The organism is Streptomyces sp. NBC_00286 (assembly GCF_036173125.1).
Lineage (GTDB): Bacteria > Actinomycetota > Actinomycetes > Streptomycetales > Streptomycetaceae > Streptomyces.
This window is the reverse complement of the sequence record NZ_CP108054.1, coordinates 5,130,326-5,152,862: the sequence shown is the minus strand read 5'-3', so window position 1 is coordinate 5,152,862 and position 22,537 is coordinate 5,130,326. Positions and strand designations below refer to the sequence as shown.

The following is a 22,537-nucleotide window of genomic DNA, read 5'->3' as shown; positions in this document are numbered from 1 at the left end:
TAACGACCGTCACGGCAAGACTCTGCTGAGAGGAGGCGACCATGAGCCGGCGCTCCGGGATCCTCGAGTTCGCCGTACTCGGCCTGCTCCGCGAGTCCCCGATGCACGGCTATGAGCTGCGTAAACGTCTCAATACCTCACTGGGGGTGTTCCGTGCGTTCAGCTACGGGACGCTCTACCCCTGCCTCAAGACGCTGGTCGCGAACGGCTGGTTGATCGAGGAATCGGGGGGTGCCCGCGATGAAGCACCTGCCGCTCCACTCGCAGGGCGCCGCGCCAAAATCGTCTATCGGTTGACGGCGGAAGGTAAGGAGCACTTCGAGGAGCTGCTCTCGCAGACGGGTCCCGACGCGTACGAGGACGAGCACTTCGCCGCTCGCTTCGCCTTCTTCGGACAGACGTCGCGGGATGTACGTATGCGGGTCCTCGAAGGCCGCCGCAGTCGTCTCGAGGAGCGCCTGGAGAAGATGCGCGCCTCCCTGGCACGCACCCGGGAGCGCCTCGACGACTACACCCTTGAGCTCCAGCGGCACGGGATGGAGTCCGTGGAGCGCGAAGTGCGCTGGCTGAACGAGCTCATCGAGAGCGAGCGGGCCGGACGGGACCAGCGGCGTCCCGCCGCGGACGGCTCCGCTCAGCACGACAGCACATCTGGAGAGTCGGGCGGCCTGCCCCGGCACGGGGACACCTCCCGGCCGGATCCGTCCGACGACACCGACACGTGAAGTCCGCTCAGGACTTTCACCGAGAACACACAGGGAGCAACCGGAATGGGTTCGGTTCGCGTAGCCATCGTCGGCGTGGGCAACTGCGCCGCCTCGCTGGTCCAGGGCGTCGAGTACTACAAGGACGCCGACCCGGCGGGCAAGGTGCCGGGTCTGATGCACGTCCAGTTCGGCGACTACCACGTCCGTGACATCGAGTTCGTGGCCGCCTTCGACGTCGACGCGAAGAAGGTAGGCCTCGACCTCGCGGACGCCATCGGTGCCAGCGAGAACAACACCATCAAGATCTGCGACGTCCCGAACTCCGGTGTGCCCGTGCAGCGCGGCCACACACTGGACGGGCTCGGCAGGTACTACCGCGAGACCATCGAGGAGTCGGCCGAGGCCCCGGTCGACGTCGTCAAGGTCCTCAAGGACCAGCGGGTCGATGTCCTCGTCTGCTACCTCCCGGTGGGCTCCGAGGACGCGGCGAAGTTCTACGCCCAGTGCGCCATCGACGCCAAGGTCGCCTTCGTCAACGCCCTTCCGGTCTTCATCGCCGGCACGAAGGAGTGGGCGGACAAGTTCACCGAGGCCGGCGTCCCGATCGTGGGCGACGACATCAAGTCGCAGGTCGGCGCGACGATCACGCACCGCGTCATGGCGAAGCTGTTCGAGGACCGGGGCGTCGTCCTGGACCGCACGATGCAGCTGAACGTCGGCGGCAACATGGACTTCAAGAACATGCTCGAGCGGGACCGCCTGGAGTCGAAGAAGATCTCCAAGACCCAGGCCGTCACCTCCCAGATCCGCGACCGCGACATGGGCGCGGACAACGTCCACATCGGCCCGTCCGACTACGTGGCCTGGCTGGACGACCGCAAGTGGGCGTACGTCCGTCTCGAGGGCCGCGCTTTCGGTGACGTCCCGCTGAACCTGGAGTACAAGCTCGAGGTCTGGGACTCCCCGAACTCCGCGGGTGTCATCATCGACGCCCTGCGCGCCGCGAAGATCGCCAAGGACCGCGGCATCGGCGGCCCGATCCTCTCGGCGTCGAGCTACTTCATGAAGTCCCCGCCGGTCCAGTACTTCGACGACGAGGCCCGGGACAACGTCGAGAAGTTCATCAAGGGCGAGGTCGAGCGCTAAGAGCTTCGCTCAGACGACTGTTGAGGGTCTCCGGGGCGTACGCCCGGGGACCCTCCTCGTATGTGAGGCTGTGCCCCATGGCTGTCGTACGTGACCTGCGCGTACTCCTGCGCGTCCGGAACTTCCGGCGCCTGCTCGCCGTACGGCTGCTGTCCCAGGGCGCCGACGGTGTCTACCAGGTCGCGCTCGCCACGTACGTCGTCTTCTCGCCGGAGCGGCAGACCTCGCCTGCTGCGATCGCCTCGGCGATGGCGGTGCTCCTCCTCCCGTACTCGCTCGTCGGCCCCTTCGCGGGCGTGCTGCTGGACCGCTGGCGACGTCGGCAGGTTTTTCTGTACGGGAACCTCCTGCGGGCGTTGCTGGCCTCTCTGACGGCCGTGCTGATCGTGAGCGGTGTCCCGGACTGGCTCTTCTACGCCTCCGCGCTGAGCGTCACCGCGGTCAACCGCTTCGTCCTGGCGGGTCTGTCCGCCGCGCTGCCGCGTGTCGTCGACTCCGAGCGCCTGGTGATGGCCAACTCCCTGTCGCCCACGGCCGGGACGCTCGCCGCGACCGCGGGCGGCGGCATCGCCTTCGTCGTACGTCTCGTCATCTCGGACTCCGACGCCGCGGTCGTCCTCGTCGGAGCGGCGCTCTATCTGTGCGCGGCACTCGCCTCGCTGCGTATGGCGCGAGAACTGCTGGGTCCCGACCAGGAGTTGGTGCAGCCGCATCTGAAGGCGGCCCTGGCGGGTACGGCACGTGGCCTGGTGGCCGGTGTGCGCCATCTGGCCGAGCCCGCACGCCGTGAGGCCGCCTGGGCGCTGACCGCGATGACGCTGATGCGGTTCTGTTTCGGCGCCCTGACGGTCATGGTGCTGATGCTCTGCCGGTACGCCTGGTCGTCCGGCTCGGACGACGACGGACTCGCCCTCCTGGGCCTTGCCGTGGGGATCTCCGGGGCCGGCTTCTTCGTGGCGGCGGTGGTGACCCCGACGGCGGCCGGGCGGCTCGGGCCGGGCGGCTGGATCGTCGTCTGCGCCGGTTCAGCCGCGGTCCTGGAACCCGCGCTCGGTCTGTCGTTCACCGAAGTGCCCGTACTGATCTCAGCCTTCGTCCTCGGCCTCACCACCCAGGGCGCGAAGATCGCCACCGACACCGTGGTCCAGTCGTCCGTCGACGACGGCTTCCGCGGCCGGATCTTCTCCGTGTACGACGTGCTGTTCAACGTCGCGTTCGTCGGCGCCGCCGGGGTGGCCGCCCTGATGCTGCCTCCTGACGGCCGCTCAGTCCACCTGGTGGTCACAGTGGCCGTTGTCTACGCGGCAGTTGCTGCGTCTATGGCCCGCTTTGAACGGCGTCGAGTGTCACATCAGTGACACAGAGCGTCTCCGGTGCACTGAGTTGCCAGTGGGGGCCGATAACTTACGTGGGTCTTATTTCGCGCTTCGCGCTCCCAACGTTCCAGGGGGACCCACAAGTGACCACTCCGCCGCCCCAAGGCCAGAACCCGTACGCTCAGGGGCAGCCGCCTCAGGGCCAGAATCCGTTCGCCCAGGGCCAGACGGCACCTCAGGGCCAGCCTCAGTTTCCCGGCCAGCCCGGCTACCCGCAGCAGCCGAACGCGCCGTACGCCCCGGTCCCGCCCCAGCAGCGGAAGCGCGGAGTCAAGTTCTACCTGCGCATCGCGGTCGTCGTTGCCGCCGTCATCGCGGCGGGCATCGGCTTCATCGCGAGCCGGGACGACGCCGCCACCGCCGAGGTCGGCGACTGCATGAGCGTCGGCAACCCGAATAGCACCACCGATCCGGAGCTCGAGGTCGTGGACTGCGGCGACTCCAAGGCCGCGTACAAGGTCGAGCAAAAGAAGACCGACGACTCCAGCTGCGACCGCACCAAGTACGCCCAGTACACCGAGACCGGTAGCAGCAGCGAGTTCACCCTCTGCCTGTCGGAGTACCCCGCCAAGTAGAAGCTCATCTGACGCGCGAGGGCCGTTGTTTCACGTGAAACAACGGCCCTCGGCGTATCCGGATCCAGTCGTGTCGGGCCATGTTTCACGTGAAACATGGCCCCGTTTCACGACTCAGCTCTGCGCGGCCCACCACTCCTTGAGGGCCGACACCGCCGCATCGTGCTCCATCGGCCCGTTCTCCAGGCGCAGCTCCAGCAGGAACTTGTACGCCTGGCCGATGACTGGGCCGGGGCCGACACCGAGGACCTCCATGATCTGGTTGCCGTCGAGGTCGGGCCGGATGGCGTCCAGTTCCTCCTGCTCCTGGAGCTGGGCGATGCGCTCCTCCAGGCCGTCGTACGCGCGGGAGAGCGCCGCGGCCTTGCGCTTGTTGCGCGTGGTGCAGTCGGAGCGGGTCAGCTTGTGGAGGCGGTCGAGGAGCGGGCCTGCGTCCCGTACGTAACGGCGGACCGCCGAGTCCGTCCACTCCCCGGTGCCGTAGCCGTGGAAACGCAGGTGCAGCTCGACTAGTCGCGAGACGTCCTTCACGAGATCGTTGGAGTACTTGAGGGCCGTCATGCGCTTCTTGGTCATCTTGGCGCCCACCACCTCGTGGTGGTGGAACGAGACCCGGCCGTCCTTCTCGAAGCGGCGCGTGCGCGGCTTGCCGATGTCATGCAGGAGCGCGGCGAGTCGGAGGGTGAGGTCGGGACCGTCCTCCTCCAGCTCAATCGCCTGCTCGAGGACGATCAGCGAGTGGTCGTAGACGTCCTTGTGCCGGTGGTGCTCGTCACGCTCCAGACGCAGCGCGGGCAGCTCGGGCAGCACATGCGCGGCGAGACCGGTGTCGACGAGCAGCGTCAGTCCCTTGCGTGGATGCGCGGAGAGGATCAGCTTGTTCAGCTCGTCCCGGGCGCGCTCGGCGGAGACGATCTCGATGCGCTCGGCCATGGCCTTCATCGCGGCGACAACCTCCGGTGCCACCTCGAAGTCGAGCTGCGCGGCGAAGCGGGCGGCCCGCATCATCCGTAGCGGATCGTCGGAGAAGGACGCCTCGGGAGTACCCGGGGTACGCAGCACACGCTCTGCCAGGTCCCGCAGCCCGTCGTGCGGGTCGATGAACTCCTTCTCCGGAAGAGCCACAGCCATCGCGTTGACCGTGAAGTCGCGGCGCACCAGGTCTTCCTCGATGGAGTCGCCGTACGAGACCTCGGGCTTGCGCGAGGTCCGGTCGTACGCCTCCGAGCGGTACGTCGTCACCTCGATGTCGAAACGCTGAACAGCGTCCCCGACACGGGCTTCCTTCTGCGCCCCGACCGTCCCGAAGGCGATCCCGACCTCCCATACGGCGTCCGCCCAGGGCCGCACGATCTTCAGTACGTCCTCGGGACGGGCGTCGGTCGTGAAGTCCAGGTCGTTTCCGAGCCTGCCCAACAGGGCGTCCCGGACCGAGCCGCCGACCAGGGCGAGGGAGAACCCGGCCTCCTGGAAACGGCGGGCGAGATCGTCGGCGACGGGGGACACTCGCAGCAGTTCACTCACCGCGCGGTGCTGCACCTGGCTCAGGGCGTTGGGATTGTCTTCGTTGGCGTTCGGCACAACAGAAAAGGGTACGTGGCGCGGGCGACGGTGAGCGCCTCCATTAAGTGTGCAGGCGCTTACCCGATCCCAGTTGGGGCGCCTCCCTCAATACGTGCACATAGGCGACAGCCCGGCCCGGCCCCCCGATCTTGTGGGGCGGACCGCGGCACTTCCCCTCAGCGCGCATCGTTACCATGCGTGGACGCACATTCCGACGACCACTGACGACGACGAGGGACGGACGAGCGCGTGGCCCAGGCGGCAGACTTCCAGGGGACGAGTGCCTCACCTGCCCGCCGGTGGCTGCGGCGCACCGGAGTACTGCTCGCCGGAGCGCCTCTGCTGGCCGGCCTTCTCCAGCTGCCCGCCTCGCCGTCCGCGGACGCCGCCGAGCGCACCGCCGTGGCCGCCGCCACGGGCTCCAAAACGGTTGACATCTCCCTGCACTCACTCAGCCCGAGCGTTCCCTCGGACGGCGACACGCTCACCGTCTCGGGCCGGATCACGAACAACGGCAAGCAGTCGGTCACGGACGCCCAGCTCGGTCTGCGCGTGGGACCGACGATGAACGGCCGCTCGTCGATCGACACGGCCGCGAAGAACAACCCTTATGCGGGCACCGAGGTCGACGGCTCATACGTGCAGGATTTCGCCAAGCTGGCGCCGGGCGTCCCGCAAGGCTTCAGCCTCTCCGTCCCTGTGGACGAGCTGGAACTCGGTGCCGACGGCGTCTACCAGCTCGGGGTCACGCTCACCGGGGAGACCGCCGCCCAGCCGTACGAGCGGATTCTCGGTATCGAGCGGACCTTCCTGCCCTGGCAGCCTGACGCTGCGGAGAGGAAGAGCAGGACGACGTACCTCTGGCCCCTGATCTCCACCCCCCATATGACGGCCGAGACGGGTTCGAACGAGCAGCAGACTCCCGTCTTCAAGGACGACGACCTGGCCGCGGAGCTCGCGCCCGGCGGTCGGCTGCAGCAGCTCGTCACGCTCGGCAAGGAGCTGGACGTCACGTGGGTGATCGATCCGGACCTCTTGGCCTCCGTGGTCGCGATGGTGGGCGGCTACGAGATCCGGACCGGCACCGACACCACCACAGCGGGCACCCACAAGGAGGTCGCCAAGCAGTGGCTCGCCGAGCTGGAGAAGGCGGTCGAGGGCAAGGAAGTCGTCGCCCTCCCCTTCGCCGACCCAGATCTGGCGTCGTTGGCTCACAAGGGCACGAAGATCGCCGGGTCGCTGAGCCACCTCAAGGACGCCACAGAGGTGGCCGCCACCACGGTGGAGTCGATCCTCCATGTAACGCCGAGCACGGACTACGCCTGGCCCGCGAATGGAGCGATCGACCCGTCGATCGTCAAGGTCGCCACCTCCGCCGGCGCCGACAAGGTGATCTCCCGCAGTGACAGCCTCCAGGAGACCGGCGGTCTGTCGTACACCCCCAGTGCTGCCCGGCCCATCGGCGGCGGCACGACGGCGGTGGTCGCGGACGCCCGCCTGTCGACGGCGTTCCAGGGCGACATGGCGGTGGCCGGCAACTCCACGCTCGCCGTGCAGGAATTCCTCGCCCAGACCTTGATGATCAACCTGCAGCAGCCTGGGAAGCAGCGCAGCATCGTGGTCGCCCCGCAGCGCATGCCGTCAGCCAGCCAAGCCCAGGAGATGGCGCAGGCGCTCACAGCCCTCCAGGGCGCGAACTGGTCGGAGTCGGCGGAGCTGTCCGCGGCCACCGAGGCCAAGCCCGACCCCGGCGCCACCACGCGGGTCCCCTCGGAGTCGGAGTACCCCTCCTCGCTCAGCAAGCAGGAACTGCCGCCGAAAACCTTCGAGCATGTCGAGGAGATTCAGCGGAAGATCAACAAATTCCGGGTGATCCTCACCGAGGAGGACCGGGTGATCACCCCCTTCGGGCGTGCCCTGAACCGGGCGATGTCCACGTCCTGGCGCGGTCATGAAGCCGAGGAAGTCGTGTACCGCTATGGCGTGGATGCGTATATCGACGAGCTCACCGAGCAGGTCGCACTGATCAAAAAGTCCGAGGCGAAGCTGTCGGGCCGCAGCGCCACGATTCCGATCACCGTGCAGAACAACCTCGTCCAGGGCGTCGACCATCTGGTGCTTCGCCTGACGTCGAAGCATCCGTCGCGCCTGAGCATCGGTGAGCGTGAGCGTGCCTACTGGGAACAGCGGGTGGAGGTGTCGGGCGGGCACAGCGAGTCGGTTAAGTTCACCGCCAACGGCCGGGCCAACGGCCGGTACGCGGTGACCGCCCAGCTCTACACGGAGGACGGCCAACCGTATGGCGAGGAAATCACGTTCGACGTGAGCGTCACCGAGATCACCCCCACAGTGATGCTCGTCATCGCCGGCGGTGTGCTGCTGCTCGTGCTCGCCGGGTTCCGGATGTACACCCAGCGCAAGCGCGCGGCCGCCAGGCGGGCCGAGGAGGGGCCGGACGACGGCGCTGAGGACGACGCCGAGGCTGGTCGTGAAGCGGCGTTCCACCCGGAGTCGGGGCCGAGGTCCGATGCGGAATCCGCGTTGGCGTCGCCAGTGGGATCCAGGGAAGACGACCCGGAGCAGCCGAGTGACCCTTCACCGGACACCGCACCGGAAAGCACCGACCCGTCCGGCACGGGTGAGAGAGTGGACCGTTGAGCGAAGTCGTGGCCGGTGGGCCCGGGGACGATGAGGTGGGGTAACCATGAACGCGCCGTACGACGGTGACCGCGGTCAGGGCGCGGGGGGCTCCGGCTACCCCGACGACCCGCCGCAGGGACCGCCGGAGCCCGGACAGGTGCCGCCACAGCCCCCCGCCGACGCGTACCTCCAGGACGCCTACGGACAGGATCCCTACGGGGTTCGGGATCGCGCCACCCAGGATCCGGTCGACGAGGCGTTGTACGACCGCGCCGCGCATCCCCCGCCACCGCCCGGCACATACCCCCCGCCGCAGCAGCTCTACGCCCAGCCGCCGCAGCCGCCGCACGCTCCCGATCCACGTGTATGGGCGCAGACCCCGGCGCCCGAGCCAGACGGCCTGACGCAGCACCTTCCCTACGGTGACGACGCCCGTACGACCCAGTTCGTGGGCGTGGACGACCTGGTGACCCAGGCCGGCGAGCAGCGCCACGAGCCTGATGCCTTCGCGTATCTCTTCCGTGACCAGCAGCAGGGCGGCGCGTATCCCCCTGCGGGTTCGCCCGGTGTGTCTTCTCCGCCTGGTGTGCCGTCCCCCACGCCCGAGCCGGCTCCCGCGGCCCCTCAGTCTCCGCCGCCTGCGCCCGCGTCGGCGCCCACGGCCGCGCCGCAGAAGTCTGCGGGCCGCGCGTCGAGTCTGCTGAAGTCGAGCGCGGTCATGGCGGCGGGCACGATGGTGTCCCGCCTCACGGGCTTCATCCGGTCCGCGCTGATCGTCGCCGCACTGGGCACCGCCCTCCTGGGCGACACCTTCCAGGTCACGTACCAGCTGCCGACGATGATCTACATCCTGACGGTGGGAGGCGGCCTCAACTCCGTCTTCGTACCGCAGCTCGTGCGCGCCATGAAGGAGGACGACGACGGGGGTGAGGCCTATGCGAACCGTCTGCTGACCCTTGTCATGGTGGCGCTCGGCGCGCTGACCCTGCTCGCGATGTTCGCCGCACCGCTCCTGGTCAGCATGCTGTCGGTGCCGGTGGCCAATGACGCCGCAGCCAACGAGGTTGGCATCACCTTCACCCGCTACTTCCTGCCCTCGATCTTCTTCATGGGCATCCATGTGGTGATGGGCCAGATCCTCAACGCCCGCGGCAAGTTCGGCGCGATGATGTGGACTCCGGTCCTCAACAACATCGTCATCATCGTGACGCTCGGCATGTTCCTCTGGGTGTACGGTACGTCGGCGAACTCCGGGATGACCGCGGGGAACATCCCGCCGGAGGGCCAGCGGCTGCTCGGTATCGGTGTCCTGCTCGGCCTTGTCGTCCAGGCCCTGGCGATGATCCCGTACCTGCGCGAAACTGGGTTCCGGCTGCGGCTGCGCTTCGACTGGAAGGGCAACGGCCTCGGCAAGACGGCGATGCTCGCCAAGTGGACGATCCTGTTCGTCCTCGCCAACCAGGCGGGCGTCCTTGTCGTCACCCAGCTGGCCACCGCTGCGGTCACGGACACGGGAACCCCCGGAACGGGCTACAGCGCCTACGCCAACGCTCAGCTCATCTGGGGACTCCCGCAGGCCATCATCACCGTCTCGCTGATGGCTGCCCTGTTGCCGAGACTCTCGCGTTCGGCCGCCGAAAGCGATGCGGGTGCCGTCCGCGACGACATCTCCCAGGGCCTGCGCACCACGGCCGTCGCGATCGTGCCGATCGCCTTCGGCTTCGTCGCACTCGGCGTCCCGATGTGCACCCTGATCTTCGGCTCCTCCGGCACCGACGCGGCCACGAAGATGGGTTACATGCTGATGGCCTTCGGGCTCGGCCTCATCCCGTACTCCGTGCAATACGTCGTGCTACGCGCCTTCTACGCGTACGAGGACACCCGGACTCCCTTCTACAACACGGTCATTGTGGCCGCCGTCAACGCGAGCGCCTCGGCGCTCTGCTACATCCTTCTGCCGCCCCTCTGGGCGGTGGCGGGCATGGCCGCGTCCTACGGTCTCGCGTACGCGATCGGCGTGGGCGTGGCCTGGCAGAGGCTGCGCAAGAGGCTGGGCGGTGACTTGGACGGAGCTCGCGTCCTGCGTACGTACGCCCGGCTCGGCATCGCCTCGGTACCGGCGGCGCTGCTGGCCGCCGCGGCCTGTTACGGAATCACCCAGGGGCTGGGGCAGGGTGTCCTCGGCTCCCTGGCCGCCCTCCTCGGCGGGGGCATCGCCCTGCTCGGCGTCTTCTTCGTCGCGGCTCGGCGTATGCGCATCGAGGAACTGAACGGAATGGTCGGCATGGTCCGCGGGCGCCTCGGGCGCTGAAGCGGGGTACGCGCACAACCATCGTCCGGGACCGTGTGTCGTGCATAGCGGTGGACTGTGGGCACAATTGGCTTTGGCGTCGGACAGCGGGCAACGGATGGGGAGGCAGGAACGACGGTGGCGGAACGGAGCACGGCTGCCGTCGACGTGGCAGACAACAGCGGTGATGAGCCGCTGACCGCCAAGGCGGACCAGTCCACGGCCGACGGGGTGGCCCAGAACCGGGAGCGGGACACGGAAATCTCGGAGAGCGAAGAGGCACAGGGGAGCGGCGGGGACGAGAGCCCCGACAGGACCTCACCGCCCGAGTTGCACAGCGGCCACAAGCTCGCCAGACGCTACCGGCTCGAAGAATGCGTCACCCGTCTGGACGGTTTCAGTAGTTGGCGTGCCGTGGACGAGAAGCTGCGTCGTGCCGTCGGCGTGCACCTACTGCCCGCAGACCATCCGCGAGCGCGCTCCGTCCTGGCGGCGGCCCGTTCCGCCGCCCTCCTGGGCGATCCCCGCTTCGTCCAAGTGCTGGACGCGGTCGAGGAGAACGACCTGGTCTACGTGGTGCAGGAATGGCTGCCCGACTCCACAGAACTGACGACGCTTCTAGCCGCCGGCCCGCTGGAGGTGCACGACGCGTATCAGATGGTCAGTCAGGTCTCCCAGGCGATGGCGGCCGCGCACCGCGAAGGGCTGGCGCATCTGCGGCTGACCCCGGGCGCGGTGCTGCGCTCCTCGTCCGGTCAGTGGCGTATCCGCGGGCTCGCCGTGAACGCCGCGCTGCGCGGCATCAGCTCCGACACCCCCCAGCGCACCGACACTGAAGGGATCGGCGCGCTGCTGTACGCCGCCCTCACCCAGCGGTGGCCGTATGAGAACGACGCATACGGCCTCTCCGGGCTGCCGAAGGGCGTCGGGCTCATCGCGCCCGACCAGGTGCGCGCCGGAGTGCACCGTGGTCTGGCGGAACTCGCGATGCGCGCACTCGTCAACGACGGTGCTACGGCCTCCCGCCAGGAACCGCCGTGCACCACGCCGGAAGAGCTGGTGAAGGCGATCGGCGAGATGCCGCGCATCCGCCCGCCCGAGCCCGCGTTCACCGGGCCGCCGGACTACCAGCGCACCACGTACCAGCAAGGCTCGTACGGGCGTCAGGCACCGGGGTCCGGCGTCACGCAGCCGGTGCCGTCGCCTCCGCCCCCGTTGCAGAGCCGTACCGGCAAGGCCCTCAAGTGGGGTGTGTCCGCGTTGCTCATCGCCGCGCTGGGCCTTGGCAGTTGGCAGTTGGCAGACGCCCTCATGGAGCGTGGGAAGTCCGACGACACCGACAAGACGCAGACGACGGACGACAACGACAAGGGTGCGAAGAAGCCGGCCAGCAAGCCGATCGCCATCCAGGGTGCCCGCGCCTTCGACCCGTTCGGCGCCGACGGATCCGAGAATCCGGAGGACATAGAGAAGGCCCACGACAGCAGTCCGGGCACGTACTGGGAGACGAGCTTCTACACGAGCGCCGACTTCGGTCGTCTGAAGTCGGGCGTGGGCGTCATTCTCGACCTCGGCAAGGTCCAGCAGGTCGGGAAGGTGACCGTCTCCTTTGTGGGCGACACGTCCGTCGAGCTCCGAGCCGCCTCCGGCGAAGCGGGCGCGGAGCCCCCATCCTTTAATGCCTTCTCCAAGGTCGCCCAAGGATCCGGTACGACCGGAGTGCTCAAGCCCGACGAGTCCGTCGAGACCCGCTATCTCTTGATCTGGCTGACCGAACTGCCGCTGACCGACGAGGGTAACTACCGTGGCCGAGTAGCGGACATCAAGGTGACCAGCTGAAGCCGAGGGGAGGGGGTCCGATGGCAGACGATGCCGGATACGACGGGACGAGCGATCAGGATCTCCTCGCCCGCCATGTCGAGGGTGACCCCGACGCCTTCGGTGAGCTTGTGCGGCGCCACCGCGACCGGCTCTGGGCAGTGGCCCTGCGGACTCTGGGAGACCGTGAGGAGGCCGCTGACGCGGTCCAGGACGCCCTCGTCTCCGCTTATCGCGCCGCCCACACCTTCCGCGGCCAGTCGGCCGTCACCACGTGGCTGCACCGCATCACGGTGAACGCCTGCCTCGACCGCGCACGCAAGGCGGCCTCCCGCAAGACGTCTCCCGTCGATGACACGGAGCGCCTAGAGCAGCTACTGGAGCCGCATGAGTCGGCGTCCGCGCCGGCCGAGCGCAACGATCTGCACCGCGAGCTCCTCGAAGCCCTCGGCACCCTGCCGCCCGATCAGCGCGCCGCCCTCGTCCTGGTGGACATGCAGGGCTACCCCGTGGCGGAGGCCGCCCGCGCGCTCGACGTGCCGACCGGCACAGTCAAGAGCCGTTGCGCACGTGGCAGAGCCCGGCTCCTCCCGCTGCTCAGACACCTGCGTACGGACGCCGGAGGTGGCGAGGACAGCAAGAAGTCGGGCGAAGAACGGAACCGCACGCAGGGGACACCCGTCCCACCCGCAGCGGGAGTACCGGATGCAGGGCCAAGTGATTCAACTGCTGTGAAGGGCGGAGGTGGGCGAGCGTGACATCGACCGACACGGCCGGGCACCCGGAAGTCACGGAGATCTCCGACCTCACCGAAGGTCTGCTCCCGCCTTCCCGTACGGCAGATGTGCGCCGGCATCTGGAGGATTGCGTTCTCTGTGCCGACGTGTACGCATCGCTGGAAGAGATCCGAGGCATGCTCGGCACACTGCCGGGCCCCTCGCGCATGCCTACCGACGTCGCGGAGCGCATCGATGCCGCTCTCGCCGCGGAGGCACTCCTGAATGCCAGGGAGCCGGACGCGGATACTGCGGACGGCCGGGAGCCCGTGGGCGCCTCCCGTCTCATGGCAGGCGAGAGCGACGGCGCGCGTGTTTCACGTGAAACATCGACCGCGGCCGACCGTCCCGCAGGACGCCCTCGCGCTGCCACCGGACCGGGACGTACTACGAAGCGCACGCGGCGAGGCCGTCGCGGCGCGGTCGTCCTCAGCGCCATGTTCACGGCCGCAGCGCTCGGGTTGGGCGGCCTTCTTCTCCAGTCGATGGGCGACGACACTCCGGGCACCACTCCAGAGCAGGAGCGCGCCGACGCCGCGAACACCTTCACCGAGGGGAAGCTGGAGAGTCAGGTCACGGAGCTCCTCGCCGACAGCGAGGGCGAGGACGGCGGCAGTCGAAAAGAGCAGTCACCCTGGGGTTCCGCGTCCGACTCTGACGAGCCGAGCACTCTGCGGGAGCCCAAAGTCGCGGTGCCCAAATGCATCCAGCAGGGCATCGGTCGTGACGAAGCCGCCCTCGCCTACAGGACAGGCACCTACGAAAGCACGAAGGTCTATCTCGTGGTGCTGCCTGACGCCTCCAACGCGACGCGGGTCACCGCTTATGTTGTCGACTCCGCCTGCATCGCCAAGTCCCCGGACTCGGCTGGCAAGGTGCTGCTGCGGCAGTCCTACGAGCGACGCTGAGCGAGCTTCACTCCGGTACTCCGGTCCATGGCATCCATGCTGTCGCCGTGCGGACATCCCGCCGCCGTGTGCCCGGACACAGTCGGGAATGCACGCCCCGTAGGATCCGTTGGGTGGGGTGAGAGTTGTGAGACAGGCTCCCACCGGTCGTACGAAGCAGTCGTCAGAGACGAGGAATCAAGCCGTGAGCGACGTCCGTAACGTGATCATCATCGGCTCCGGGCCCGCCGGCTATACGGCGGCGCTCTACACCGCCCGCGCGTCGCTCAAGCCACTGGTGTTCGAGGGCGCCGTCACCGCAGGTGGCGCGCTGATGACCACCACCGAGGTGGAGAACTTCCCCGGCTTCCAGGACGGCATCATGGGCCCCGAGCTCATGGACAACATGCGGGGCCAGGCCGAGCGCTTCGGTGCCGAGCTCGTTCCGGACGACATTGTCGCGGTCGACCTCACCGGTGAGATCAAGACGGTCACGGACACGGCTGGCACCGTGCACCGCGCCAAGGCCGTCATCATCGCCACGGGCTCCCAGCACCGCAAGCTTGGTCTGCCCAACGAGGACGCGCTCTCCGGACGCGGCGTCTCCTGGTGCGCGACCTGTGACGGCTTCTTCTTCAAGGACCAGGACATCGCTGTGATCGGCGGCGGTGACACCGCGATGGAGGAGGCCACCTTCCTCTCCCGGTTCGCCAGGTCCGTGACGGTCGTCCACCGCCGTGACACTCTGCGCGCCTCGAAGGCGATGCAGGAGCGCGCGTTCGCCGACTCGAAGATCAAGTTCGTCTGGGACAGCGAGGTCGCCGAGATCCAGGGTGACCAGAAGCTCTCCGGCTTGAAGCTGCGCAATGTGAAGACGGGGGAGCTCTCCGAACTGCCGGTGACGGGTCTGTTCATCGCGATCGGCCACGACCCGCGCACGGAGCTGTTCAAGAGCCAGCTCGACTTGGACGACGAGGGCTATCTCAAGGTCGACGCGCCCTCGACCAGGACGAAAATCCAGGGTGTCTTCGCCTGCGGCGACGTGGTGGACCACACCTACCGCCAGGCGATCACCGCGGCCGGCACCGGCTGCTCCGCCGCCCTCGACGCCGAGCGCTTCCTCGCGGCCCTCGCGGATGACGAATCCGCGGCCGAGCCCGAGAAGACCACCGTCTGACCCCCCAACCACCCCACCGCACCAACCAGTTAAGGAGCCCGCAGTGGCCGGCACCCTGAAGCATGTGACCGACGACTCCTTCGAACAGGATGTCCTCAAGAGCGACAAGCCCGTCCTGGTGGACTTCTGGGCCGCCTGGTGCGGTCCGTGCCGTCAGATCGCGCCCTCGCTCGAGGCGATCGCCGCCGAGTACGGCGACAAGATCGAGGTCGTCAAGCTCAACATCGACGAGAACCCGGGTACGGCCGCCAAGTACGGCGTCATGTCCATCCCCACCCTGAACGTCTACCAGGGCGGCGAAGTAGCCAAGACCATCGTCGGTGCCAAGCCGAAGGCCGCAATCGTCCGGGACCTGGAAGACTTCATTACCGAGTAGTCGGCTGTGGCGCTGCACGGACGCGGCGTTGTTTCACGTGAAACACGAATGGGCCAACCCGGAGGGGATGGCCCATTCGCATGAGCGCCTATAGCGGCCGCAGGGCCGGCTCCTTCTGTACGGCCCCCAAAAGCCGGTCGAGCGCGAGCTCCACGTCCTCCTTCCAGGAGAGCGTGGTGCGCAGCTCCAGCCGCAGTCTCGGGTACGTCGGATGGGGCCGGACCGTCTTGAAGCCCACCGCGGTCAGATGGTCGGCGGGCAGGACACAGGCCGGTTCCTTCCACCGGGCGTCTCCGAAGGCCTCGATCGCCTTGAAGTCCCGCCGCAGCAGGTCCTTGGCGACCGTCTGGACCATCACACGTCCGAGTCCCTGTCCCTGATAGCCCGGCATGATGAAGGCCGTCATCAACTGGACCGCGTCAGGGGAGACCGGGCTCGTGGGAAACGCCGTGGAGCGCGGCACGTAGGCGGGCGGCGCGTAGAGGACGAAGCCCACCGGCACCTCGTCCACATAGACGACCCGGCCACAGGATCCCCACTCCAGCAGGACGGCGGAGATCCACGCTTCCTTCTCCAGCTCTGGTGTGCCTGCCTTTACCGCGGCCTGACCGCTGACTGGGTCCAACTCCCAGAAAACGCACGTGCGGCAGCGCTTGGGAAGGTCCTGGAGGTTGTCCAGCGTGAGCGGTACGAGCCGACGCCCCATGAAGGCAGTTCCTCGCTTCCTTCGCCCGCGGCATCACGAGCGGCAGTCAGAGCGCTCCTTTCCCTGAGCAGGCTGCCGACGAAGCCGCCGACCGCGCCAAGCCCCAGGCCCGCGCTCACCAGTCCGGTGCGGTTCATCGCCCGCATGGCTTCCGCCTCCCCACAGAAGGTGCTGCCAGGTGGATGCGCCATACTCGATCGCATCGTATCCACGATGCGATTCCATCGATACCGCCAGAAAGCAAAGAGCGGGCCGTGTTCCGGTACACACCGGACACGGCCCGCTCTGATGGTCGGCCGAAAGGAATCGTGACCACCCCTGAGGCTCAGGCTTCGGAGCCCTCGGCGTCGTCGTCCAAGAGGCTCTTCTGGAGGACCGGCCCTTCACCCGGCGCCAGCTGGCCGAGGATTCGTTCCAGATCATCTATTGAGGCGAACTCAACGGTGATCTTTCCCTTCTTCTGGCCGAGGTCGACTTTCACGCGGGTCTCGAAGCGGTCCGAGAGGCGCGTGGCGAGGTCGGTCAGCGCCGGAGAGACCCGTGTGCCGGCCCGCGGCCCCTTGGAGCGCGGAGTGGACTTGGGGCGCGATCCCATAAGGGTGACAATTTCCTCGACCGCCCGCACCGAGAGTCCCTCGGCCACGATGCGGTGAGCCAGACGGTCCTGCTCCTCCGAGTCGTCGACAGAGAGCAGGGCCCGCGCATGGCCTGCAGAGAGCACTCCGGCGGCGACACGACGCTGGACCGCGGGCGACAGCTTCAGCAGACGCAGCGTGTTGGAGACCTGCGGACGCGAGCGGCCGATCCTGTCTGCCAACTGGTCGTGCGTGCAGTTGAAGTCCTTCAGCAGCTGATCGTAGGCAGCCGCCTCTTCCAGCGGGTTCAGCTGAGCGCGGTGCAGGTTCTCCAGGAGCGCGTCCAGGAGAAGCTTTTCGTCCTCCGTGGCCCGCACAATCGCCGGGATGGCCTCGAGCCCTGCCTCACGGCAAGCCCGCCAGCGCCGTTCGCCCATGATCAGCTCGTAGCGGTCTGGGCCCAACTGCCGTACGACGACGGGTTGGAGAAGCCCGACCTCCTTGATGGAGGTGACGAGTTCGGCGAGAGCGTCCTCGTCGAACACCTCGCGAGGCTGGCGTGGATTCGGCGAAATGGAGTCGAGGGGCAGCTCGGCGAAGTGCGCCCCGACGGGAGCCGCGGGCGCTTCCGCGAAACCGTTCGCCGAAGGCTCCGCTGTTTCATGTGAAACATTGCCCGGCGGAAGCGTGGCGACCTTCGCCGCCGCCACTCCGCGCTCCGCGGTGAGTACGGGCACTGCGGCCGGAGAGGTAGATGCTCCCCCCGCCGCCGGAGGCGCCGTCTTCTCCCCTGCCGGGGCCGCCGGGATCAGTGCGCCGAGACCACGGCCCAACCCCCTCCGTCGCTCGCTCACTGGATCCCCTCCACCATGCTCTGATCGTTGTGTGCGCCCAAGTGGGCATGCTGCGCGTCATACGTCACGCCGACGCCGCGCAACGCGAGTTCCCGTGCCGCCTCAAGATAGGAGAGGGCACCGCTCGACCCCGGGTCGTAGGTCAGCACTGTCTGCCCGTAGCTCGGCGCCTCGGAGATGCGGACCGAGCGCGGAATGCTCGTCCGCAGCACCTCCTCGCCGAAGTGGCTGCGCACCTCGTCCGCGACCTGGGACGCCAGTCGCGTCCGGCCGTCGTACATGGTGAGCAGAATCGTCGAGACATGCAGCGCGGGGTTGAGATGCCCTCGCACCAGGTCGACGTTCCGCAGCAGCTGACCCAGACCCTCCAGCGCGTAGTACTCGCACTGAATCGGGATCAAGACCTCCGCACCGGCGACCAGTGCGTTGACCGTCAGCAGGCCCAGCGACGGCGGGCAGTCGATGAGGATGTAGTCCAGCGGCTGCTCGTACGACTGGATCGCTCGTTGCAGACGGCTCTCCCGTGCCACCAGAGAGACCAGCTCGATCTCCGCACCGGCGAGATCGATCGTGGCAGGTGCACAGAAAAGACCCTCGACATCGGGGACCGGCTGGACGACCTCGGAGAGCGGCTTGCTCTCGACCAAGACGTCGTAGACGGACGGGACTTCGGCGTGATGGTCGATGCCCAGCGCAGTGGACGCATTGCCCTGAGGGTCGAGGTCAATCACCAGGACCCGCCCGCCGTGCAAGGCAAGCGACGCGGCGAGGTTGACCGTCGTCGTGGTCTTGCCCACCCCGCCCTTCTGATTGGCAACCACCATCACACGGGTCTGCTCAGGCCGTGGCAGGCCCTCGCCGGCGCGGCCTAGAGCCTCCACCGCCAGTTGGGCAGCACGACCGATGGGAGTGTCGTCCATCGGGGGCGGTGTTTCACGTGAAACATCGTCCCCCATCGACTCGGTACGGGGACCGGGGACCGGATCGGTCATCGGTCCCGCGATGTTGGCGTCGGACCGCAAGGATTCACTCTCCTCGACTTCAGGCTCGCAATGAACAGAGCCTCCCATGCCTTCGGGGTCGTGAACCAGCGAGGCCCGTGCTTCTGTGGAGAAATCCACCTCTGTGGACAACTCCGCACCCTCTCCGGGGGAGCTGTTGCTGCTCGGAGAAGGTCTCCCCTTGAGGGATCCGAGGGGATTGCGGTCGCGGGGTTCGGCCGCAGCGCGGCCGCGACTGATGATGCCATGCAGGAGTGAGCGACGTTTCACGTGAAACACGATGCACAGCGCCCGAGACAGCGCCTGCGCGACACTCCGACATGCGTAGTTTTGCCAGCTTGTGTGGAGTACGTCTCGTCGTCAGGACGGATCAGCGACGACGACGCGCCCGTCCGATCCGAGCAGCCTTGGCACGCTTGGCCGCGAAGCGCACACCCCCTGGGCTTTCCCCGACCTCCACCCGCACCACAGTAGCGAGCGGACTCACCACACCCTCACCGACGTGGAGCACGGAGGTCTCCACGGCACCGAGCTTGCTCAGCGCGGCCCCGGCACCCTTGACCTCTTCCTCCGCGGTGTCGCCCTTGAGTAGAAGCATCTCTCCGTACGGACGCAGGAGCGGCACTCCCCATGCTGCGAGGCGGTCCAAGGGCGCCACGGCCCGCGCCGTCACCACATGGACGGGAGGCAGCTTGCCCAGGACCTCCTCGGCACGGCCGCGGACCACGGTCACATGGTCGAGGCCGAGCAGCTCTACGACCTCGGTGAGGAAGTTCGTACGCCGCAGCAGCGGTTCGAGCAGCGTGATCTTCAGGTCCGGGCGGACCAGGGCCAGTGGGATGCCGGGCAGCCCGGCGCCGGAGCCGACGTCACACACGGTCACACCCTCAGGCACGACTTCCGAGAGCACCGCGCAGTTCAGCAAGTGCCGCTCCCACAGGCGAGGCACTTCGCGGGGACCGATCAGTCCGCGCTGTACTCCTGCGTCCGCCAGCAGTTCCGTGTACCGAACCGCGTTTGCGAAGCGATCGCCGAATACCGCCCGGGCCTGCTCAGGCGCAGGGGGGAGCTCCGCTGCCTCCGTCACGGGGAACCGTCCTTCCGTACCGCACAAGCGCACTGGGCGCTGATCACCAGGGCCACAAGGAACCAACAGGCACTACCAGGCTGACAAAGCTCGGCCCCGCCTGCGCAACAGACGGGGCCGGAGGAACGTACGTACCGATTCAAGCGGGAAGCACGACGACGAAGCGCTGCGGCTCCTCGCCCTCGGACTCGCTGCGCAGACCCGCGGCCTTGATCGCGTCATGCACCACTTTGCGCTCGAAGGGCGTCATCGGCTTCAGCTTCACTGCCTCGCCAGAGCTCTTGACCTCGGCGGCGGCCTTGGCGCCCAGCTCGGACAGCTCCTCCCGCTTCCTGGCGCGGTAGCCCGCGATGTCCAGCATCAGCCGGCTACGGTCCCCGGTCTCCCGGTGAACGGCCAGCCGCGTGAGCTCCTGAAGAGCCTCGAGCACCTCGCCGTCACGGCCGACCAGTTTCTGCAGGTCACGGCTGCCCGTGTCGCTGATGATCGAGACAGCGGCGCGGTCGGCCTCGACGTCCATGTCGATGTCGCCGTCGAGATCCGCGATGTCCAGCAGACCCTCGAGGTAGTCCGCCGCGATTTCACCCTCCTGCTCAAGGCGGGTCAGGGTGTCGCCACCCTCGGTGGCGGCGGAGGTGGTGCCTTCCGTCACGGGATGGACTCCTTCTTACTTCTTGGAGGGGGACTTGGGCCGCTGCGGACCCTTGCGTCCGGACTGGGCCTTGCTGCGTGTGCCACCGGAAGTGGACTTGCCACCCGAGGCAGGCTTACCGCCGGAGGCGGGCTTGCCCCCCGTCGGCTTGGCGTCCTGTGGCCCGTCGGACTTGCTCAGGGAGGTCTTCGCCCCGGAGTCATCCGTCGTCTTGGCGCCACCGGCACCGCCATGGCTGGCGCCCGACTGACGCCGGGACTTGCTCTGGCGCTTGGGCTGCTGACGCTTGGGGGTGCTGGTCGCCGGGGTGCCGTCCTCGGTCTCGGCGACGGTCGTGACCTCGCTCTTCACCACCGTGCCATCGGCCTGGGCCGCGAGGCCCGCCTTGATCAGACCGTTGATGAACTTGCGCTCGTACTCATTGCGGTCACGGCCCTTGGCGACAATGGCCTTGACGATGGCCTTCTCACCGCGGCCGCGCGTCTTGCCGTGGTGCGTGACGCGCTTGTACAGACGCTCCAGGTAGGAGGCCTGAGCCTTGGAACCCGGGGTCGGGTTGTTGTGGATCACGTACATCTGCTGGCCCATGGTCCACACGTTGGTGGTCAGCCAGTAGACGAGGACACCGACGGGGAAGTTGATGCCGAAGACGGCGAACATGATGGGGAAGACGTACATCAGCATCTTCTGCTGCTGCATGAACGGTGTCTTCACCGTGGTGTCGACGTTCTTCGTCATCAGCTGGCGCTGCGTGTAGAACTGCGACGCCGACATCAGGAGGATCATGACCGCGGTGACGATGCGGACGGTGGTCAGCGAGGCGTCGAGCGCGGCGACATCCGACGAGCTGTCGGTGAACTTCGCGGCAAGCGGCGCACCGAAGATATGCGCCTGCTGGGCACTCTCCAGCAGACGATCGTTGATCACACCGACGGTGTCGTTGTTCGCGATGCTGTTGAGCACGTGATACAGGGCGAAGAAGAACGGGGACTGCGCCAGGATGGGAAGGCACGAGGAAAGCGGGTTGGTGCCCGTCTCCTTGTACAGCTTCATCATCTCTTCGGACTGACGCTGCTTGTCGTTCTTGTAGCGCTCCTGGATCTTCTTCATCTCGGGCTGGAGCGTCTGCATGGCCCGGGTCGCCTTGATCTGCTTCACGAAGAGCGGGATCAGGCAGATTCGGATCAGGATCACCAGGGACACGATGGAAAGGCCCCAGGCCCAGCCGGTGTCATCGCCGAAGAGGGCGCCGTACACCGTGTGGAACTGGACGATGACCCAGGAAACGGGTGTCGTGATGAAGCTGAAGAGACTGGCAATCGTGTCCACTAATCAGGCTCCTTGAGCATGGGACGGGGTCTCGGCGGCCGGGCTCGAGGGCTGGTCGGACATACCGTGCCCTCCGGTGGCCGGTTCGGCGGCGGAGTTCCCGCCCTTGCGTGCGCTCCAGGTGTGACGAAGCATTTCGTGCCACCGCGGACGCTTGCGCGGCGGTACGTGATCCACGCCGCCCAGCGACCACGGATTGCACCGCAGGATGCGCCAGGCAGTGAGCGCCGTTCCCTTGATCGCGCCATGACGGTCGATGGCCTGGTACCCGTAGTGGGAGCACGACGGGTAGTACTTGCACACCGGCCCGAGCAGCGGGCTGATGGTCCACTGGTACAGCTTGATGAGAGCCAGCAGTGGGTACTTCATCGCGCGCCCCCTCCCAGTAGCCGCCGCAGAGCGGCATCCAGGTCTTGGGCCAGCTGTGCATGGTCGGCGTCACCCGCACCGGGCAGCGCTCGTACGACTACCAGGCTACCGGGGGGCAGCAGGGCCACTCGATCGCGCATCAGATGACGAAGTCTGCGCTTCACCTTGTTGCGAACGACCGCGCCCCCCACCGCCTTGCTGACAACGAAACCCGCACGCGACGGGGGAGCGCTCTCCCCAGGCGCGTGCGGGTCCATTGCACCACTACGCAGGTGGACGACGAGAAGCGGGCGTCCGGCCCGGCGCCCCCGGCGTACCGCGGTCGCGAAGTCCTCGCGCCGCCTCAGCCGATTCTCGGTAGGCAGCACGTCATGACCTGTACTGCGATCAGGCGGACAGGCGGGCGCGACCCTTGCCACGGCGGGACGCGAGAATCGCGCGGCCGGCACGGGTGCGCATGCGCAGCCGGAAGCCGTGGGTCTTCGCGCGACGACGGTTGTTCGGCTGGAAGGTGCGCTTGCTCACTCGGGGGCTCCAGAAAGAATCGGTAGATGGCGGGGTGCCGTCATGGCTGTCACCGTGCGCCCACGAGTAGCTCGCTTACGCCCGAGTGCACCGCTTCCCGATCACTCG

The 22,537-nt window shown here is 67.6% G+C and carries 21 protein-coding genes; 11 read left to right on the top strand and 10 right to left on the bottom strand.

The annotated features are described in order from the left end of the window. Positions 1-41: 41 nt before the first annotated feature. From OHT21_RS23585 to OHT21_RS23570, 4 genes are all read left to right on the top strand, one after another. Positions 42-725: a PadR family transcriptional regulator gene (locus tag OHT21_RS23585; protein WP_328770336.1), complete on the top strand. Its 684-nt coding sequence runs from the start codon at positions 42-44 to the stop codon at positions 723-725. Between the two features lie 45 nt (positions 726-770). Further along, on the top strand, positions 771-1,853 hold the full coding sequence (locus tag OHT21_RS23580; RefSeq protein ID WP_328770335.1) for an inositol-3-phosphate synthase: 1,083 nt from the start codon (positions 771-773) through the stop codon (positions 1,851-1,853). A gap of 77 nt (positions 1,854-1,930) precedes the next feature. Then, positions 1,931-3,211: an MFS transporter gene (locus OHT21_RS23575; RefSeq protein ID WP_328770334.1), complete on the top strand. Its 1,281-nt coding sequence runs from the start codon at positions 1,931-1,933 to the stop codon at positions 3,209-3,211. 101 nt (positions 3,212-3,312) lie between these two features. Beyond that, a complete protein-coding gene (locus OHT21_RS23570; protein ID WP_328770333.1) occupies positions 3,313-3,804 on the top strand; it encodes an LppU/SCO3897 family protein in 492 nt (163 codons plus the stop codon). Positions 3,805-3,918: 114 nt separating this feature from the next. Here OHT21_RS23570 and OHT21_RS23565 read toward each other — a convergent pair whose 3' ends face one another. Next, complete coding sequence (locus OHT21_RS23565) at positions 3,919-5,385, bottom strand: CCA tRNA nucleotidyltransferase (protein WP_328770332.1); 1,467 nt, start codon at positions 5,383-5,385, stop codon at positions 3,919-3,921. 231 nt (positions 5,386-5,616) lie between these two features. Between OHT21_RS23565 and OHT21_RS23560 the strand changes: the two genes are divergently transcribed. From OHT21_RS23560 to trxA, 7 genes are all read left to right on the top strand, one after another. Next, positions 5,617-8,025 (top strand): DUF6049 family protein, encoded by a 2,409-nt coding sequence (locus tag OHT21_RS23560; RefSeq protein ID WP_328770331.1) that lies wholly within the window; start codon positions 5,617-5,619, stop codon positions 8,023-8,025. Between the two features lie 46 nt (positions 8,026-8,071). Further along, positions 8,072-10,318 (top strand): murein biosynthesis integral membrane protein MurJ, encoded by a 2,247-nt coding sequence (gene murJ, locus OHT21_RS23555; protein ID WP_328770330.1) that lies wholly within the window; start codon positions 8,072-8,074, stop codon positions 10,316-10,318. 117 nt (positions 10,319-10,435) lie between these two features. Continuing rightward, the gene (locus tag OHT21_RS23550) at positions 10,436-12,136 is read left to right on the top strand and encodes a protein kinase family protein (RefSeq protein WP_328770329.1); all 1,701 of its coding nucleotides are present in this window, start codon (positions 10,436-10,438) and stop codon (positions 12,134-12,136) included. 20 nt (positions 12,137-12,156) lie between these two features. Continuing rightward, entirely contained in the window at positions 12,157-12,873 is a 717-nt protein-coding gene (gene sigM, locus OHT21_RS23545) for an RNA polymerase sigma factor SigM (protein ID WP_328770328.1), read from the top strand. Next, the gene (locus tag OHT21_RS23540) at positions 12,870-13,799 is read left to right on the top strand and encodes a hypothetical protein (RefSeq protein ID WP_328770327.1); all 930 of its coding nucleotides are present in this window, start codon (positions 12,870-12,872) and stop codon (positions 13,797-13,799) included. Before sigM ends, OHT21_RS23540 begins: the two co-directional genes overlap by 4 nt. Positions 13,800-13,983: 184 nt before the next feature. Continuing rightward, a complete protein-coding gene (gene trxB / locus OHT21_RS23535) occupies positions 13,984-14,955 on the top strand; it encodes a thioredoxin-disulfide reductase (RefSeq protein WP_328770326.1) in 972 nt (323 codons plus the stop codon). A 43-nt stretch (positions 14,956-14,998) separates the two neighbouring features. Beyond that, the gene (gene trxA, locus OHT21_RS23530; RefSeq protein ID WP_033321301.1) at positions 14,999-15,331 is read left to right on the top strand and encodes a thioredoxin; all 333 of its coding nucleotides are present in this window, start codon (positions 14,999-15,001) and stop codon (positions 15,329-15,331) included. Between the two features lie 88 nt (positions 15,332-15,419). Here the strand turns inward: trxA and OHT21_RS23525 are convergent, their stop codons facing one another. The 9 genes from OHT21_RS23525 to rpmH form a co-directional block, all read right to left on the bottom strand. Next, positions 15,420-16,037, bottom strand: coding sequence for a GNAT family N-acetyltransferase (locus tag OHT21_RS23525; RefSeq protein ID WP_328770325.1), 618 nt, complete (start codon positions 16,035-16,037; stop codon positions 15,420-15,422). Positions 16,038-16,362: 325 nt separating this feature from the next. After that, entirely contained in the window at positions 16,363-17,466 is a 1,104-nt protein-coding gene (locus tag OHT21_RS23520; RefSeq protein WP_328770324.1) for a ParB/RepB/Spo0J family partition protein, read from the bottom strand. Continuing rightward, positions 17,463-18,536 (bottom strand): ParA family protein, encoded by a 1,074-nt coding sequence (locus tag OHT21_RS23515; RefSeq protein WP_328770323.1) that lies wholly within the window; start codon positions 18,534-18,536, stop codon positions 17,463-17,465. The genes OHT21_RS23520 and OHT21_RS23515 overlap by 4 nt, the downstream gene beginning before the upstream one ends. A gap of 301 nt (positions 18,537-18,837) precedes the next feature. Further along, positions 18,838-19,554, bottom strand: coding sequence for a 16S rRNA (guanine(527)-N(7))-methyltransferase RsmG (gene rsmG / locus OHT21_RS23510; RefSeq protein WP_328770322.1), 717 nt, complete (start codon positions 19,552-19,554; stop codon positions 18,838-18,840). A 139-nt stretch (positions 19,555-19,693) separates the two neighbouring features. Beyond that, a complete protein-coding gene (locus OHT21_RS23505) occupies positions 19,694-20,206 on the bottom strand; it encodes a Jag family protein (protein ID WP_328770321.1) in 513 nt (170 codons plus the stop codon). 15 nt (positions 20,207-20,221) lie between these two features. After that, positions 20,222-21,535 carry a membrane protein insertase YidC gene (gene yidC, locus OHT21_RS23500; protein ID WP_328770320.1) on the bottom strand — a complete coding sequence of 438 codons (1,314 nt, stop codon included), beginning with the start codon at positions 21,533-21,535 and terminating at the stop codon, positions 20,222-20,224. A 3-nt stretch (positions 21,536-21,538) separates the two neighbouring features. After that, entirely contained in the window at positions 21,539-21,904 is a 366-nt protein-coding gene (gene yidD, locus OHT21_RS23495; RefSeq protein ID WP_328770319.1) for a membrane protein insertion efficiency factor YidD, read from the bottom strand. Further along, positions 21,901-22,272, bottom strand: coding sequence for a ribonuclease P protein component (gene rnpA, locus OHT21_RS23490; protein WP_078491857.1), 372 nt, complete (start codon positions 22,270-22,272; stop codon positions 21,901-21,903). The genes yidD and rnpA overlap by 4 nt, the downstream gene beginning before the upstream one ends. 19 nt (positions 22,273-22,291) lie before the next feature. Beyond that, positions 22,292-22,429, bottom strand: a complete 138-nt coding sequence (rpmH, locus tag OHT21_RS23485) for a 50S ribosomal protein L34 (protein ID WP_003949374.1) — start codon at positions 22,427-22,429, stop codon at positions 22,292-22,294. Between the last annotated feature and the right edge of the window lie 108 nt (positions 22,430-22,537).